Annotated in this window: 12 protein-coding genes; 5 read left to right on the top strand and 7 right to left on the bottom strand. The window is 65.2% G+C overall.

Going from position 1 to position 16,531, the window contains the following annotated elements:
* Positions 1-7: 7 nt before the first annotated feature.
* Positions 8-1,444: a circularly permuted type 2 ATP-grasp protein gene (locus FHW92_RS16330; RefSeq protein ID WP_168604335.1), complete on the bottom strand. Its 1,437-nt coding sequence runs from the start codon at positions 1,442-1,444 to the stop codon at positions 8-10.
* 230 nt (positions 1,445-1,674) lie between these two features.
* On the opposite strand from FHW92_RS16330, the gene uvrB reads away from it, so the two are divergent.
* Positions 1,675-3,861 carry an excinuclease ABC subunit UvrB gene (gene uvrB / locus FHW92_RS16325; protein ID WP_168604334.1) on the top strand — a complete coding sequence of 729 codons (2,187 nt, stop codon included), beginning with the start codon at positions 1,675-1,677 and terminating at the stop codon, positions 3,859-3,861.
* Between the two features lie 276 nt (positions 3,862-4,137).
* Here uvrB and FHW92_RS16320 read toward each other — a convergent pair whose 3' ends face one another.
* Genes FHW92_RS16320 through tsaD form a run of 4 tightly spaced genes read right to left on the bottom strand, consistent with a single transcriptional unit; the run spans position 4,138 to position 8,363 of the window.
* Positions 4,138-4,689, bottom strand: coding sequence for a hypothetical protein (locus FHW92_RS16320; protein WP_168604333.1), 552 nt, complete (start codon positions 4,687-4,689; stop codon positions 4,138-4,140).
* Between the two features lie 25 nt (positions 4,690-4,714).
* The gene (locus tag FHW92_RS16315; protein WP_310013028.1) at positions 4,715-6,301 is read right to left on the bottom strand and encodes a lipopolysaccharide biosynthesis protein; all 1,587 of its coding nucleotides are present in this window, start codon (positions 6,299-6,301) and stop codon (positions 4,715-4,717) included.
* Positions 6,298-7,332 carry an NAD(P)H-dependent glycerol-3-phosphate dehydrogenase gene (locus FHW92_RS16310; RefSeq protein ID WP_168604332.1) on the bottom strand — a complete coding sequence of 345 codons (1,035 nt, stop codon included), beginning with the start codon at positions 7,330-7,332 and terminating at the stop codon, positions 6,298-6,300. Before FHW92_RS16310 ends, FHW92_RS16315 begins: the two co-directional genes overlap by 4 nt.
* Positions 7,329-8,363, bottom strand: coding sequence for a tRNA (adenosine(37)-N6)-threonylcarbamoyltransferase complex transferase subunit TsaD (gene tsaD / locus FHW92_RS16305; RefSeq protein WP_168604331.1), 1,035 nt, complete (start codon positions 8,361-8,363; stop codon positions 7,329-7,331). The genes FHW92_RS16310 and tsaD overlap by 4 nt, the downstream gene beginning before the upstream one ends.
* 151 nt (positions 8,364-8,514) lie before the next feature.
* Here tsaD and hemC point away from each other — a divergent pair, with 151 nt between their 5' ends.
* Genes hemC through FHW92_RS16290 form a run of 3 tightly spaced genes read left to right on the top strand, consistent with a single transcriptional unit; the run spans position 8,515 to position 11,134 of the window.
* Entirely contained in the window at positions 8,515-9,468 is a 954-nt protein-coding gene (gene hemC, locus FHW92_RS16300; protein WP_168604330.1) for a hydroxymethylbilane synthase, read from the top strand.
* On the top strand, positions 9,465-10,211 hold the full coding sequence (locus FHW92_RS16295) for a uroporphyrinogen-III synthase (protein WP_168604329.1): 747 nt from the start codon (positions 9,465-9,467) through the stop codon (positions 10,209-10,211). The genes hemC and FHW92_RS16295 overlap by 4 nt, the downstream gene beginning before the upstream one ends.
* On the top strand, positions 10,208-11,134 hold the full coding sequence (locus tag FHW92_RS16290; protein ID WP_168604328.1) for a hypothetical protein: 927 nt from the start codon (positions 10,208-10,210) through the stop codon (positions 11,132-11,134). Before FHW92_RS16295 ends, FHW92_RS16290 begins: the two co-directional genes overlap by 4 nt.
* On the opposite strand, the gene FHW92_RS16285 is transcribed toward FHW92_RS16290, so the two are convergent.
* Complete coding sequence (locus tag FHW92_RS16285; protein WP_168604327.1) at positions 11,131-12,384, bottom strand: UbiH/UbiF/VisC/COQ6 family ubiquinone biosynthesis hydroxylase; 1,254 nt, start codon at positions 12,382-12,384, stop codon at positions 11,131-11,133. The two genes, FHW92_RS16290 and FHW92_RS16285, sit on opposite strands and share 4 nt — an antisense overlap.
* Positions 12,385-12,409: 25 nt before the next feature.
* Entirely contained in the window at positions 12,410-14,137 is a 1,728-nt protein-coding gene (locus tag FHW92_RS16280) for an alkaline phosphatase family protein (protein ID WP_349237697.1), read from the bottom strand.
* Positions 14,138-14,401: 264 nt separating this feature from the next.
* On the opposite strand from FHW92_RS16280, the gene FHW92_RS16275 reads away from it, so the two are divergent.
* The gene (locus FHW92_RS16275) at positions 14,402-16,357 is read left to right on the top strand and encodes a protein-disulfide reductase DsbD domain-containing protein (RefSeq protein WP_246870205.1); all 1,956 of its coding nucleotides are present in this window, start codon (positions 14,402-14,404) and stop codon (positions 16,355-16,357) included.
* Positions 16,358-16,531: the final 174 nt, after the last annotated feature.

Genomic DNA, 16,531 nt, shown 5'->3' with positions numbered 1-16,531 from the left:
CTATCCCTTATTCCGCCAGAACCCAGCTGTCCTTGGTGCCCCCGCCCTGCGACGAATTGACCACCAGCGAGCCTTTCTTGAGCGCCACGCGGGTCAGGCCGCCCGGCGTGATGTTGATGCCATGGGGCGAAACCAGCACGAAGGGCCGCAGATCGACATGGCGCGGGGCCAGACCCGCCTTGGTAAAGATCGGCACGGTGGAGAGCGAAAGCGTGGGCTGGGCGATGTAATTGTCCGGGTTGGCGCGCAGCTTCTTTTCAAAGGCGGCGATTTCTCCCTTGCTGCTGGTCGGCCCGATCAACATGCCATAACCGCCGCTGCCATGCACCTCCTTCACCACCAGTTCGGGCAGGTGATCGAGCACATAGGCCAAAGCGTCCGCCTCGCTGCACCGCCATGTCGGCACATTCTTCAGGATCGGTTTTTCGCCGGTATAAAACTCGACGATCTCGGGCATGAAGGAATAGATCGCCTTGTCGTCCGCTATGCCGGTGCCGGGCGCATTGGCGATGGTGATGCCTCCGCTGCGATAGACATCCATGATGCCCGCCACGCCCAGCATCGAATCGGGATTATAGGTCAGCGGATCGAGGAAATTATCGTCCACCCGGCGATAAAGCACGTCGATCGCCCGCCAACCCCGCGTCGTGCGCATACAGACCCGGCCATCGACCACCCGCAGATCTGCCGCCTCGACCAGTTCGGCGCCCATCTGATCGGCAAGGAAAGCGTGTTCGTAATAGGCCGAATTGTAGATGCCCGGCGTCAGCACCGCCAGCACCGGCCGGTCGCTCCCTTGCGCGGCGGGCGGGGCGCAGGCGGCCAGCGAACGGGCCAGCGCGCGCGGATAATCCGACACCGGCTGCACCGCGACCTTGGTGAACAGGTCGGGGAACATCGCCATCATCGTCTCGCGGTTCTCCAGCATATAGGAGACGCCCGAAGGCGTGCGCGCATTATCCTCCAGCACCATGAAATCATCAGGCCCGGTGCGTACAAGGTCTATGCCCACGATATGGGTGTAAACCCCGCCCGGCGGCGTAAAGCCCACCATTTCGGGCAGAAAAGCCTCATTCTGGGCCAGCAGGCGTTCGGGCAGCTTGCCCGCCTTCACAATCTCGCGCTTGTGATAAAGATCGTGGAGGAAAGCGTTGAGCGCGCGCACCCGCTGGTCAATCCCGCGCGACAGTTTCTTCCATTCATCCGCCGTGATGATGCGGGGGATCATGTCAAAGGGGATCAGGCGTTCCTGCCCGGCATCCTCGCCATAGACATTGAAGGTGATGCCGGTGCGGCGAAACACATCCTCGGCATTCTTGCCCTGTTTCTCCAGCCACTTGGGACTTTGGGCTTCGTACCACTCGCGATAGCCGGCATAGGCGGGACGCACATTCCCCTCGGCATCGAGCATCTCGTCATAAGACGAGATCGTGGTGGATGGCATAGAACACCCCTTGAATACTGTCCGGCTCGAACACCCACGGCCGGTTATCTGGGCTCAAGCTGCAACAAACTTCTGCCATTGCCAAGCGCCTTGCTGCGTATGCGAAAGAAAAAATAGCGGTGTATAGACAAGCGCCGATTTGCCTTTAAAGTCCGCCGCGCCGCGTCCTTGTTCGCCTCTTGCGCGGCCGCGCCCTTGCAGAACGCATCGCGAACGCCCATAGATGGATCATGGCTGAACTCATCATCCGCCGGGGCCTTTCCGAACCCGATACCGATGGCACCTTTGTCCCTCATCGCCCTGCCCGCCCGCCCAAGGCCGAAGGCAGCCCACCCCTGCGTATCGTCAGCGATTACACGCCCAGCGGCGACCAGCCCACGGCCATCGCTGAACTGGTGCAGGGCATCGAGAGCGGGGATAAAACACAGGTTTTGCTGGGCGTTACGGGCTCGGGCAAGACCTTCACCATGGCGCAGGTCATTCAGGCGACGCAGCGCCCCGCGCTGATCCTGGCGCCCAACAAAATTCTGGCCGCGCAATTGTATGGCGAGATGAAGAGCTTCTTCCCCGACAATGCGGTGGAATATTTCGTCTCCTATTACGATTACTATCAGCCCGAAGCCTATGTCGCGCGTTCGGACACCTATATCGAAAAGGAATCCAGCGTTAACGAGGCTATCGACCGGATGCGCCACTCGGCCACGCGCGCGCTGCTCGAACGCGAGGATGTGATCATCGTCGCCTCGGTGTCCTGCCTTTACGGCATCGGCTCGGTGGAAACCTATGCCGCGATGATCTTTGACCTGAAGGTCGGAGAATCGCAGGATCAGGGCGAGATCATCCGCAAGCTGGTTGCGATGCAGTATAAGCGCAACGAGGTGGCCTTTGCGCGCGGCACATTCCGCGTGCGCGGCGACAATCTGGAAATCTTCCCCAGCCACTATGAGGACATCGCCTGGCGCATCAGCTTTTTCGGCGATGAGGTCGAGGCGATCAGCGAATTCGACCCCCTGACCGGCAAGGCCGGGGCCAAGCTGGACAAGATCCGCGTTTACGCCAACAGCCACCACGTCACCCCCGGCCCGACGATGAAGCAGGCGATGGAGGCGATCCGTTTCGAACTGCAGGTGCGGCTGGAAGAGCTGAACGCGGAAGGCAAATTGCTGGAGGCGCAAAGGCTGGAACAGCGTACCAATTTCGACCTGGAGATGATCGCGGCCACGGGTTCGTGCGCAGGCGTCGAAAATTACTCGCGCTTCCTCTCCGGCCGTCTGCCGGGCGAACCGCCGCCGACCTTGTTTGAATATCTGCCCGACAATGCCCTGCTGTTCGTCGATGAAAGCCACCAGACCGTGCCCCAGATCAGCGCGATGGCCCGAGGCGACCATCGGCGCAAGATCACGCTGGCCGAATATGGCTTTCGCTTGCCCAGTTGTATCGACAACCGCCCGCTGCGCTTCAACGAATGGGATGCGATGCGGCCCCAGACGGTGGCGGTTTCAGCCACGCCCGGATCCTGGGAGATGGAGGAATCAGGCGGCACCTTTGCCGAACAGGTGATCCGCCCCACCGGCCTGATCGATCCTCCGGTCGAAATACGCCCGGTTGAGGATCAGGTGCAGGATTGCATCGAGGAATGCCGCAAGACCGCCGCCAACGGCTACCGCACTCTGGTCACGACCCTGACCAAACGCATGGCCGAGGATCTGACCGAATTCATGCATGAGGCGGGCGTGCGGGTCCGCTATATGCACTCCGATGTGGAAACGCTCGAACGTATCGAACTGATCCGCGACCTGCGCCTTGGGGTCTATGATGTGCTCATCGGCATCAACCTGCTGCGCGAAGGGCTCGACATTCCCGAATGCGGGCTGGTGTGCATCCTCGACGCGGACAAGGAAGGCTTCCTGCGCTCGGAAACCTCGCTGGTGCAGACCATCGGCCGCGCGGCGCGCAATGTCGATGGCCGCGTGATCCTCTATGCCGACCGCATGACCGGCAGCATGGAACGCGCCATCGCCGAAACCGACCGCCGCCGCGCCAAGCAACAGGCCTATAACGAGGCCCACGGCATCACGCCCCAGACCATCAAGCGCAACATCCACGACATCGTCGCCGACACCGCCTCGCGCGATGGCGTGCTGGTCGATATCGAGGATGACGGCGTCAACAACCTCGTCGGCCACAATCTGCGCGCCTATATCGAAGACCTTGAAAAGCGGATGCGCACCGCCGCTGCCGATCTCGAATTCGAGGAAGCAGGCCGGTTGCGCGACGAAATCCGACGTTTGGAGGCGACCGAGCTTGGTCTGCCCGAGGGTGAGCGTAAGGCCCCCATCGTCGGGCGCTCGAATGAGGGCAAGCCGGGGACGCGCAAGACGCGGTTTGGCAAGCAGCAGAAGAAGTGGGGGAAGTAGGGGGCTAACAGATGCCTCCGGCGGGCAAAGGGCGGGGGCCCTTTGCAATCCCTTTATTGTCGGCGTGGCGCTAGGGGTTCGGCCTTGGGTGTCGGACGCGATGTTTTCATTGGAAAGCCTCCGGCGCCGATCAGCGCAACGCCCAACCGCCGGAGGCTATAATTGCCTGCGGCGCTGCCCTCATGAGCAACGCCGCCAACCAAGCACAACATAGACACTATCGGGATTGTTAAGGGCCCCCGCCCTTAACCCGCCGGAGGCATCAAACCCAAAACCTCACAACTTCCCAAACTTCGCCTCATACCCCGCCACATCCCCGGCGGCGAGGAACTGCGCCTGCGCCACCCATTGATCCCGCGTGGCGCGCCCGGCAAAGGTCCCCAACTGCGCATCAATCGCCACAATATCAGCCTCGCTCCACCCTGCAATCTGGGCAAAGCTGACCACGCCCAGCTCGGCAAGGCGCGATTTCAGCTTCGGTCCCAGCCCCTTGATGCGGGTCAGATCGTCGCTCTGGGTGGCGGCCTCCTGCGCGGCCACGGCTTCGGCCAGTTCGCCAAAAGCGTCCGGCTCGACCTCGGCCTCGACCTTGACCGCCACATCGGCCACCGGCTCCACCGGCCGCAGCGACACTTTCGAGGCGGCGCTGGGCGCGTTGATAAGCGCGGAATTGCGCTGTGCGGGCCCTACGCCCTCGTCCATGGCATCGGGAGCGCGGTGGCGTTCGCGCGTCGCCTTGCCCCGGCGCAGCAGCAGGCCCGCCAACAGCGCCAGCAGAACCAGCGCGCCGGCAAGGACCAGAGGATAGGACTGGAACAACTCAACCATCAAAACGCCTCACAACATCAATCGATTACGCGGTCGGTTCGCCCTTCTGGCGGCGAAACAGCAAGCGGTCGGCCGGGCCAAAGCCCAGCCTCCAGATGACGAGACAATAAAGCCCCAGAATCGCGGGAATGCCCAGAGCAATCTGCGCCCATTCCGGCAGAAACCGCACCACCGCCCAGCCCAGCGCGCCCGCCGCCACCGCCGCCACAAACAGCGACCAGCGCAGCGTCTCGACCTTATAGCCCAGATGCCATTGCAGCAGCCGCGACTTGACCAGACTGGCGATGGAGAGCGTGACCATCAGCGCGCCCGCCGCCGAGGCCGCCTGATCCATCTCGTCGAAGTAAAATCCGCCCGAAATCAGCATGCCCGCCAGCGTGAAGATCGCCTGCAGCCCGATAGTGGCCAGCGAAAGCCAGAGATTGCGCAAGGGCGCGATATAGATCAGCGCCGCCTCGCTGACGACCGCAGGCGCCGCGCAGACCTCGGCGCCCAGCAAAAACGCCAGCGCCAGCATCCCGCCGGTGAATTGCGGCCCGACCAGCCCCAGCACCCCGTCGCCCGGAATGCCCAGCGCCAGCGCGATGCCCGCCTGCGCCGCCGTAATCCAGAAGCCGACCTGACACACCTGCTTGGCAATCGCTTCCAGATTGCCTTCCTTCAGATTGCGGGTGATGACCGGGCCAAGGATCGGCTCGAAACTTGTTTTCAGCTTTTGCGGCAGGCTGGCCACCTGCTGCGCCACATAATAGACGCCGACCGAGGTGGGCGTGGCAAACATGCCCAGGATGGCGATGTCGATGCGCCGCGTACCCCATTCCACCGCATCGGCCACGGCCAGCGGCATGGTGTTGAGCGCGAGCCGCCCGATCCGCAGCGGATGCGGCGTCCAGTCCAGCGGCAGACCATAGGAGCGCAGCAGCGGCAGCGCCGCCGAGAGCATCGCGGCCGACACCGAAACCACATAGGACAGCGTCAACCCGCTGGCGCCCAGATGGGTCCACCAGCCATGCGTGCCGCCCCATTTGCCCGCCGCCCAGAACACGCCCGCCGCGATGGAAAGCGTCCATGGCTCGATCACCGAACGCGCACGCACCGTGGCGCCCACGTCAAAGCGATAGGCCAGCGCCGCCAGCGCAATATCGGTCAGTGCCGTCGGTGCAATGGCCAGCACCAGCCAGCGGTCCCAAGCGGAAAACTCGCCCGAGGGGAACATCGGCCAGGGAAAGAGGAAAAGCCCCACCGTCACCGGCACCGCGATCAGCACCGTCAGCACCACGCCATCGGCAATCACATGGGCCGCATCGCGATCGTCATCGGACAATCTTTGCGCGATCCCGCGCTTTTGCCCCAGAGTGCAGAGCTGCGAGGCCAGTTCGATCACCACCAGCGCCGAGGCAAACCGCCCCAGCGCATCGGCGCCATACAGCCGCCCGGCGATGAACAGAAACGGCAGACGCGCGGCCAGACGCAGCAGGAAACCAAAGAAATTGGTCCGCCCACCCTTGGCCAGCGTGTTGAGATCGCGATTGACCACTTCGTCCAGCGCGGCGCCGGACGCGGCACCCGGGGCGGCCGCATCGGTCAGGGGAAGGGCAACAGGTTGACTCAAGCAAAACTCCCGTGCGCCGGGGTATCATCCCCCGGCTCGGATGGATCGGCCAGTTCGGCCTTCAAAGGCCTTGCCAACAGATCCGACACCACCGCCCCCGCCGGTGCTTTCCCCGTAAGCAACCGGCAGACGGCATCAACAATCGGCATGGCGATCCCGGCCCGATGGGCCAGATCCGCCAGAACCGGAGCAGTGTGCGCGCCCTCCGCAACACTGGATTTCCCCGACAATGCCTGTGCAGCGCTCTGCCCTTGGCCCAGCGCCTTGCCAAGTGAATAATTGCGACTGGCCGTGCTGGCGCAGGTCAGGATGAGATCACCCAGCCCGCACAGGCCCGAAAGCGTTTCGGCCCGCGCGCCCCGCGCCACCCCAAAACGCAGCATTTCGGCATAGCCGCGCGCGATCAGCGCCGCGCGCGCATTCTCGCCCAGCTCCAGACCTTCCACCACACCGCAAGCAATCGCCAACACGTTCTTCACCGCCCCGCCGATCTCGGCGCCCACCACATCGGGCGAGTAATACGGGCGGAAAGCTGCACGGGCGATGACTGGCGAGAGGCGCCGCCATTGTTCCTCGCCGCCCGAACAGGCCAGCGTGATGGCGGTGGGCAATCCCATCGCCACTTCGCGGGCAAAGGTCGGGCCCGACAGGACGGCGATCTGCGCCGAGGGGTGAGCCGCAGCGGCCACATCGGCCATCAATCGCCCGGTGCCTGCCTCGATCCCCTTAGAGCAAAGCACCAGATCGCGCGGGGCATCAGGCAGCCCCGCCAGCACGCCGCCCATGAATTGCGCCGGGCAAACCACCAGAATCGTCGAGAGACCGGCCAGTTCGCCCATATCGCAGGTGGCGCGCACAGGCGCGGCGATGGTCACGCCGGGCAGATAGGTCGCATTGGCCCGGCGCGTGTTGATTTCCTCGACCAGCGCAGCCTCGCGCGCCCACAGGATCACAGGCGTGCCATCGCCGGCCACCATTTGCGCCAGAGCGGTGCCCCAGGCGCCGGCACCAATCACGCCAACGGCACTCACGCCTTCACCCCCGCCCCGCGCGCGGGCGCGGCATCGGGATCCAGCGGCCAGCGCGGCCTTGCGGCAAAATCGAGCGGATCGTTGATGCCAAGTGCGAAACGTTCAACGCCTGCCCATGCGATCATCGCGGCATTATCGGTGCAAAGTTTGAGCGGTGGCGCAACAAAGCGCAAGCCCGCCCCCGCCGCCAGCCCTTCGAGCGCGGCGCGCACCGCCTTGTTGGCCGCAACGCCCCCCGCCACGACCAGCGCGGTCACATCGCCCGCCGCCGCCATCGCGCGCTTCGTGCGGTCCACCACGCAGTCCAGAGCAGCCTGCTGAAAACTGGCGGCCAGATCGGCCTTGGAATATTGACCCGTCTCATAGGCGCGCAACACCGCGCTTTTCAGGCCCGCAAAGGAGAAATGCGGTTCTGCCCCGCCCAGCAGCGGACGCGGCAGAGGCACCGCGCGCGGATCGCCCTCCAGCGCCAGCCTTTCCACCGCAGGCCCGCCCGGATAGCCCAGACCCAGCACCTTGGCGGTCTTGTCAAATGCCTCGCCCAGCGCGTCGTCGATGGTGGTGGCAAGGCGGGTGTAATCGCCCGCGCCATTGACGCGCAGCAACTGGCAATGCCCCCCGCTGACCAGCAGCAGCAGATAGGGATAGGCAAGCTCGGCATCGGCCAGACGCGGCGAAAGCGCGTGCCCTTCGAGATGGTTGATCGCCAGCAGCGGCTTGTCCGCCGCCATCGCCAGCGCCTTGGCCGTGACCAGCCCGACCATCACCCCGCCGATCAACCCCGGCCCGGCCGTGGCCGCGATCGCATCGACATCATCCAGCCCCAGCCCGGCGTCCGCCAGCGTCGCCTCGACCATCGGGGCCAGCCTTTCGGCATGGGCGCGCGCGGCGATTTCGGGCACCACGCCGCCATAGGGGCGATGCTCTTCGTCCTGACTGGCGATGCGCTGGGCCAGAATCACCCGGCCATCGGTGACCAGCGCCACCGCGGTTTCATCGCAGGATGATTCGATACCCAGAATAATCTTCAAGGGTTTGGCCACCCGTCCTCATGCGTCTGCGCCTTGGCGCAACCTGAACCTTGCGTGCGTGTCGTACTTTATCACAACACGCGCCCGCGCACCCTGACATTGCGCGTTCTGTGCTTCCCCTTAGCGAGATTGCAGTTTAGCACAACCCACCATGCCTGAATCACCAGAAACCCAAATCCGCATTTTGCGCCTTGGCACCCGTGCCTCCCCCCTCGCCATGGCCCAGGCCCATGAGACCCGCGCCCGGCTTTGCGCCGCTCATGGCTGGGACGAAAGCGCGGTGGAAATCGTGCCCGTCACGGCCAGCGGGGACAAGGTGCTCGACCGCCCACTGGCCGATATTGGCGGAAAAGCCTTGTGGACCAAGGAGCTGGACCTGTGGCTGCACGAAGGCGTGATCGACTTTGCGGTCCACAGCCTGAAAGATGTGGAAACCATCCGCCCTGACTGGCTGACCATCGCGGCGATTCTCCCGCGAGAGGATGTGCGCGATTGTCTGGTCGGCGCACAGAGCATCGCGGCCCTGCCCCATGGGGCGCGGCTGGGCACCAGCGCGCCGCGCCGCGCGGCGCAGGCGTTGAATTTGCGGCCCGATCTGAAAATCGTGCCCTTTCGCGGCAATGTCGCGACGCGCCTTGGCAAACTGGCGGCGGGGGAAGCCGATGCCACCTTGCTGGCCATGGCGGGCCTCAACCGGCTGGATCAGGGGGATGCGGGCACGCCGCTGGAGGCTGACGTCTGGCTGCCCGCGCCGGGCCAGGGGGCCATCGCCATCGAATGCCGCAGCGACGATGCCGCCACGCGCGCGTTGCTGGCCGCGATTGACGATGCCGACAGCCGCATCGCCGTGCTGGCCGAACGCGCCTTGCTGGCAGGGCTCGGCGGAACATGCCATTCGGCCATCGCCGTGCGCACCGTTCAGCAATCCGGCATCTGGCATCTGCTAGCCAGCCTGTTCAGCCCCAATGGCGCGGACCGAATCGACGGACAGACTGCTTTTGCCCCGCTCGACCATGGCCCGATTGCCGCTCTGGCCGCCGATCTCCTGTCACGGGCGCCTGATACGATTGCCATGCATTTTTCCGGAGCCGTTACGCCCTCATGAATCCCCCCATCGTGATCCTGCGCCCCGAACCGGGCGCCAGCGCATCGTTGCAGGCAGCGGTGGCGTTGGGGCTGGATGCTTATGCCTTTCCCCTGTTCATCACGGCGGCGCGCGAATGGGATGCGCCCGCGCCCGATGCCTTCGATGCGCTGCTGCTGGGCAGCGCCAATGCGCTGCGCCATGGCGGCGAGGGTCTGGATGCCTATGCGGGCAAACCGGCCTATTGCGTGGGCGATGTCACGACGCAGGCGGCCATGTCGCGCGGGCTGGCGGTGGCGGGGCAGGGCTGCGGCGGGCTTCAGGATGTGCTGGACAAGGTTTCGGGCCATACCCGCCTGCTGCGCCTGTCGGGCGAGGAGCGGGTGGCGCTCTGCCCTCCCCCCGGCGTGACGGTGGAAGAGCGGGTGGTCTATGCCAGCCTGCCCGCGCCCATGCCGGTGGAGCTGGCGCGGCTGATGGGGGTGGCGGCGCTGCCGGGCCTCATCGTGATGCTGCATTCGGGCGCGGCTGCGCGCCATTTTATGGCCGAATGCGCCCGACTGGGCCTGTCTCGGTCGCGGATCGTCGCCATCACCATCGGGCCGCGCGTCGCGCAAATCTGCGACGAAACGGGGGGCTGGCGCGATGTGTTGACCGCATCGGAGCCCAGCGATGCCGCCATGCTGGCATTGGCGCGGCAAACGTGCCAGACTGAAACGGGTTTGCATGGCACTGGTTTAGATGGGGGTCTGGCCGGACAATGAATGAGGAATATCCCAATCAGCCACGCGCCGCCAAGCGGGCGGGCTGCGCCGGGCGGGCGGTCGCTTTTGCGCTGGTTTTTGCGCTGGGCGCGGGGGTGACGGGCTTTGCCGGGTGGCAAATGGGCTGGATGCATCATGGCATCATGCCGATGATGACCCCCAATGCCCCGGCCATCAATCCGCTGGACGAGGCGCAGATGAATGCGCGCATCGTCGCGCTCGATCAAAAGCTGCGCGCGATTGAAACGCAGGCCGCGCTGGCCAGCGGTCAGGCCGGGCGGGCCGAGGCGCTGCTGGTCTCCATCGCCACCCGCCGCGCCATCGAGCGGGGCACGCCGCTGGGCTATCTGGAGGGGCAATTGCGCATCCGCTTTGGCGAGGCGCTGCCGCAGGTGGTCAATGGCGTGATCGCCTTTGGCCGCGCGCCCATCACGCAGGACCGGCTTTCCGCGCAACTCGATGTTCTGGCCCCGCAATTGACCGGGCCGGAGGAAAAGCAAAGCACATGGGCCAAGGTCCAGCGCGATCTGTCGGGCCTGTTCGTGCTGCACAGCGAGACACGCCCCGCCGCGCCCGATCCCAAGGTGCGGCTCGATCATGCGCGCCTGTGCCTGCGCGAGGGGCGGATCGAGGATGCGATTGCGGATGTGCGCCTGTTGCCGGGGGCCAAGGCCGCGCAGGGCTGGATTGCGGACGCACAGCGCTATGCCGCCGCGATGCATGCCCTCGATGCGCTCGACACTTCGGCGCTGCTCGAACCCAAGGGCCTGCGCGATGGTCAGGGACGGCTGATCGAACAGGCCAGCCCGCTGGCCGGGCCTGCGCAGGTTCCTGCGACGCAGGCCAGCGGAGCGCCGGTTGCCGGGGTTCAGGCGGCGGCAACGCCGTCTCCGGCCCCCGCGCCCTCGCCGGTCAAGCCTTAACGCAGCAGATTGGGCAATTGGCCTGAAAGGCCGCGCGCCTCGTTCATGAAGAAGGTTTTCAGGCTTGGCATCCGCTGCACCGCACCCATGCCAAGCCGCCGAACCGCACTTGCCGTCCGCCCCGGCACGCCGAACAGGCGCACGATGCCGTCCATCACGCTCATCGTCGTGAAATTGTCCAGCGCGCGCCAGTTTTCATAACGCTTCAAAACCTGCGCATCGCCCGGCTCCAGCCCAAGGCGCATGCTTTCGGCCAGCACCTCGACCAAGGCCCCCACATCGCGCAGGCCAAGGTTGAGCCCCTGCCCCGCAATCGGGTGCATCCCATGCGCCGCATCGCCCACCAGCGCCAGGCGGTCGCCCACGATGCGCGTGGCGTTCTGATAGGTCAGCGGATAGGCCATGCGCTTTGCAATCAGCTCGATCCCGCCGAACATGCCCTGCATCCGCTTTTCGATCTCGGCCACAAAGGTACCGTCCGACAGCGCCTTGACCCCGGCGGCATCCTTGGAAGGCACGGTCCAGACCAGCGCGCTGCGATGCACGCGGCCCGAAGCGGTGGGCTGCTTCAGGTCCAGCAAGGGCAGTAGCGCAAAAGGCCCCGCCGAATAGAAAATTTCCCAGGCCACATTGTCATGCGGCTTGTCATGGGCCAGCGCGGTGACGATCGCGGTATGGTGATAATCCCATGCGACAAGGCCGATGCCGTCCTCTTCGCGGGTTGGGCTGCGGCGCCCCTCGGCCCCGATCAGCAGATTACCCGGCAGGACGCGGCCATCGGACAAGGCGGCCGACACCCCATGCGGCCCGCGCTCGCGCTTCACCACATCGGCCTTGGTATGCCATGCGATATTGGGCTCATGGCGCGCGGCCTCGAACAAGGCGAGGCGGATGTCGCGATTGGAATACATCCGGCCCAGCGTGCCTTCATTGGCCTTGGGGCGGAAATCAATGCGGCCCGGCTTGTGCTGGTCGGTCACGGCAATTGCGTCGATCGGACATCCCAGCGGGGCCAGCACATCGCCAAGGCCGATATTGGCAAACAGGTTCCAGCTTGCCGCGCTGATCGCCGAGGCGCGCCCATCGACGCCCTCGGCGGTCAGATCGGCGGGGTCCTCACGCTCGACGACATGCGAGGTGATGCCCCGTTTCGCCGCGGCAAGGGCCAGCGTCATGCCGACAAGGCCGCCCCCCAGAATAACCAGATCTTTGGACGGCAAGACGCTAGCGGAGTCGGGATGGCTGTTCATGCCATCCCGCTACGCCTGTTATGCCTCAGCGGCAAGTGTCCGCAGGGCCACCGTCAACATCAAGACAGCGCCCGTCGAACGCGCCCTCGGGCACTTTCAGCCCGATCAGTGCGGCCAGAGTGGGCGCAATATCAACGGTTTCGACCGGCTGGGGCTGCTCCATGCCCTTCATGCCCTTGCGCCAGAAGATCATCGGCACGCGGCGGTCATAGTCCCAGATGCTGCCATGGGTGGTGACATAGCCCGGCCCGGCCTTGGGCATGGCGATGATCGCGCGCTTCAGGGCCGCATAGACCTGACCCGAACGGGTGGGGTCAAACGAGGCGCGGGCGCGCTGGATCAGGCTCCAGTCCTGCGGATGGCCATGGGGATAGGGGGTCGCGGCAATCTCATCGGCGGTAAAGACGGCCTCGACCTGCGGATGAGCCTTCAGACGCGCCACCAGCTTCTCGCTGACCTTGGCGCGTTCTTCGGGCGTCAGCTGCGGGCTGATCCAGTAATCGCCGCCCACGCCGTCCGAGCAGACCACATTGCCCGCCACATCCGGCCCCGGATTGCACGAAGGCAGCGGCTTGGTGATGCCCAGCTCTGCGGCAATCGCGCGGCCCAGCACCTCGCCGCTCAGCGCAGCATCGCCGCGCCCGGCCTCGGGCACGCCCTGTTCGCGCAGGCGTTCGGGCAGGTCGATCCCGCCATGGTCGGCAGAAAGCATCACGGCATAATCCACGCCCGATGCATCCAGCTTGGCAAAGAAAGCGCCCAGTTTCTGGTCCAGCTCATGCTGCTGGATGCACATTTCGAGCCCTTCCGTGCCATAGGCATGGCCGACATAATCATTGGCCGAAAGGCTGACCGAGAGAATGTCGGGAGCGGTTCCCTTGCCCAGCTTCATCGAAGTGAGCAGCGAGGCGGCCAGATCAAGCGTTGCGGCATCGGCGCGCGGGGAAACGCGCAGTTGATCGGCAGGCTTCACCTTGCCCTTGGGGTCCAGCACGAAGCGGCCCGTGCCCACCGTAACCGATCCGGCCTGAACCGCGCGGTCGCGCGCGGCGCACCATGCCGGAACCGCCATCGCGGGCGCACCCTTGGCCAGCAGAGCCTTGAGGCCATCGTTGAGCTTCAACACTTCGGGCGGCAGAGGCGCGCCGACAAAGCTGGTATAGGCCCCGCGATCATACCAGAAGGCCGCGTCAATCTGATGCCCGCCCATCATCACCACGGCGCGATCCTTGGTGGACACCGCCACATTGCGGCTGGCGGGCCACTGCTTCTTGGCCCACTCGCCAAGCGTGGGCACCTTGAGATGCACCGAGGACACGAAGGGCTTGGAGGTCGAGCTTTCGGGCTTGCTCTCATCCTCGACGCAGTAAACCTTCTTTTCCGCGCGCGGGGTGGACAGATCGACCCAGGTGTTCGCGATGATCCCGGTGCGCGCCGGATGGGCGCCGGTCATCAGCGTCGAATGGCCGGGGCAGGTTTCGGTGGCCGCGTGGCTCTGGAAACCGGCGGGGAACACCGCGCCCTTCAGCAAGCGGGCAAGGCCGCCGGTGTAATGTTCGCGATATTCGGCAAACAGATCGGCGCTGAACTGGTCCACCGAAATGGCGACGATCAGCTTGGGCGCGGCCGGTTTGACCTCAGTCTGGGGCGCATCGGCGGCGGGGGCCTCCTTGGCCATGGCCGGGGCGGCGACCAGACAAAGCGCCAATGCGGCAAGACACGACTTATGAGAAATGGCAATGGATCGGGCCACGGGGCTTTCCTTGCAAAATGTTTCGATCGGCGGCAGGGGTAGGTGATGGCGCGTGGGCGCGATTTTCGCAAGTGCGAGAACCACCTTTGCCCCCAAGCCGATCTGCCTGCCCCCCGACGGAGAAGACGATTGATGACCGCCCCCGCCTTGCATCGCCATGTTGCGCCTTTATGGCAAGGCATCCTGTTATGCTTGGCGATTTTGGGATTTTGCGCGCCATTGCGGGCGGCTGATGCGCCGGGCGCAAACCATATTGCCGCGCAATTGATCGCTGAACATGGCGTCGCGCCGGGCGGCACGGTGACGCTGGCGGTGCATTTCACGCCGGAAAAGACCTATCACGGATACTGGCAGAATCCCGGCGATGCAGGCCTTGGCACGGTTTTGACATGGACGGGGCCGGGCAAGGCGGGCGCGCCCTCCTATCCGGTGCCCGAAACCCTGCTGATTTCCGGGCTGATGAACCATGTCTATCAATCCGATTTCGCGCTGCTGGTGCCCTATACGGTGCCTGCGGACGCAAAAGCGGGCAGCGAAATTCCGTTGAAACTCAAGGCCGACTGGCTGGCCTGCACCGATACGATGTGCGTGCCCGAATCGGGCGAGATGAGCGCAGTGCTGAAGGTGACAGTGCCGGGGGCCGAGGGGCCTTCCGATCCGCGCTTTGATGCATGGCGCGCGAAATTGCCCGCGCCTTTGGGCGCAGCGGCGCATTGGGCGATTGCGGGCGATACTTTGCGCCTCGCCATCCCCTTCCCCGCCAGCGGCAAGGTGGAAAATCCGCATTTCTTCGCCGCGTCGGAAAACGCCGTCGCCTATGCCGCGCCGCAGAGCTTCTCGCGCAAGGGCGACATGCTGATCGTCACGCTGAAACGCGCGGGCCAAGGGGCGTTGAAGGATCTGTCAGGCGTGCTGCGCCTGAACAGCGCGGGCGATGGGGTTGAGGTGTCGGCCACGCAGGGCGCCGTGCCCGCCGATGGCGAACCTATCGCCACGGGCGAGAGCAAGGGGCCGGAATTGCCCGCGCTGCCTTGGCTGATCCTTGCCGCGCTGGCGGGAGGGCTGTTGCTCAACATCATGCCCTGCGTGTTCCCGATCCTCTCCTTGAAGGCGCTCTCGCTGGCCCGCGCGGGCGAATCGCAGGCCGAGGCCCGCGTCGAGGGGATCTTCTATTCCGCAGGCGTAATTGTGGCCTGCTCGCTGCTGGGCGCGCTGCTGCTCTCGCTGCGCGCGGCAGGGCAACAGGTCGGCTGGGCGTTTCAGTTGCAGGAGCCGGGCGTTGTCGCCGCGCTGCTGATGCTGGCCGTGGCGATCACGGCCAATCTGCTGGGTCTGTTTGAATTTTCGGTGCCGGGTTTTGCCTCGCATGGCGCTGGTTCCTCACGCTCGGCATTTGCCACCGGCCTGCTCGCGGCCTTTGTCGCCACGCCCTGCACCGGCCCCTTCATGGCCAGCGCGATGGGCGCGGCGCTGCTGCTGCCGGTTCCGGCGGCGATGCTGCTGTTCGCCTCGCTGGGCCTTGGCATTGCGTTGCCGTTTCTGGCGATTGCCTTTGTGCCTGCGCTGCGCCGCGCGCTGCCGCGTCCGGGGGCATGGATGAACTGGTTCCGCCGCGCGATGGCGGTGCCGATGGGGCTGACGGCGCTGGGCCTGCTGTGGCTGGCTTCGCGGCTGGGCGGTAATGGCTTTGCGGGCTTCTGCCTCGTGCTAGCCATCGTGCTGATCGCGGTGCTGGCCATGCTGGGCGATGGACAGCGCAAGGGGCTGGGCCGGGGCGTCAAGGCGCTGGGCCTGATCGCGGCGGGCGCGGTCGCGGCGGCGATCATCATGCCGCGCACGATCCAGCACCCCGGCGATGAAGGCGCCGACCTGCTGGGCGCGCAGGCCTTCAGCGAGGCCGCCCTGGGCGCCGCGCTGGGCAGCGGACAGCCCGCCTTCGTCTATTTCACCGCCGACTGGTGCCTGACCTGCAAGGTCAACGAACGCGTCGCCATCGAGCGCGAGGAAACCCGCGAAGCCTTCGCCAAAGCGGGCGTCAAAGTTTTCAAGGGCGACTGGACCCGCCGCGATCCGGCGATCACGCGATACCTGACTGCCCATGGCGCGGCCGGTGTGCCGCTCTACGTCTGGTATCCCAAGGGCGCGAAACAACCCAGCCAGTTGCCTCAGGTCCTCGGCCCCGAAACTCTGGCCGAACTGGCGCGCGGCACAAAATCGTAAGGCAGGGCAGATTGCCCATCGTCTTTTGACAACGATCAAGGTGGGGAGCGGCGGCTTTCGCTAATCAAACCTCAAGACCGGCGAGGTTTCATTTGAAATCTCCCCAGACTTTAAGGCTTTCTCCCCACCTTGGGCGGTTTCCTTTATGGATGCCGCCCATCTTTTTGTTCGGCG

This window comes from Novosphingobium sp. SG707, from assembly GCF_012275515.1.
In the GTDB taxonomy this organism is placed as follows: Bacteria; Pseudomonadota; Alphaproteobacteria; order Sphingomonadales; family Sphingomonadaceae; genus Novosphingobium.
The sequence above is the reverse complement of the archived record's forward strand: the minus strand, read 5'-3'. Positions and strand labels throughout refer to the sequence as shown.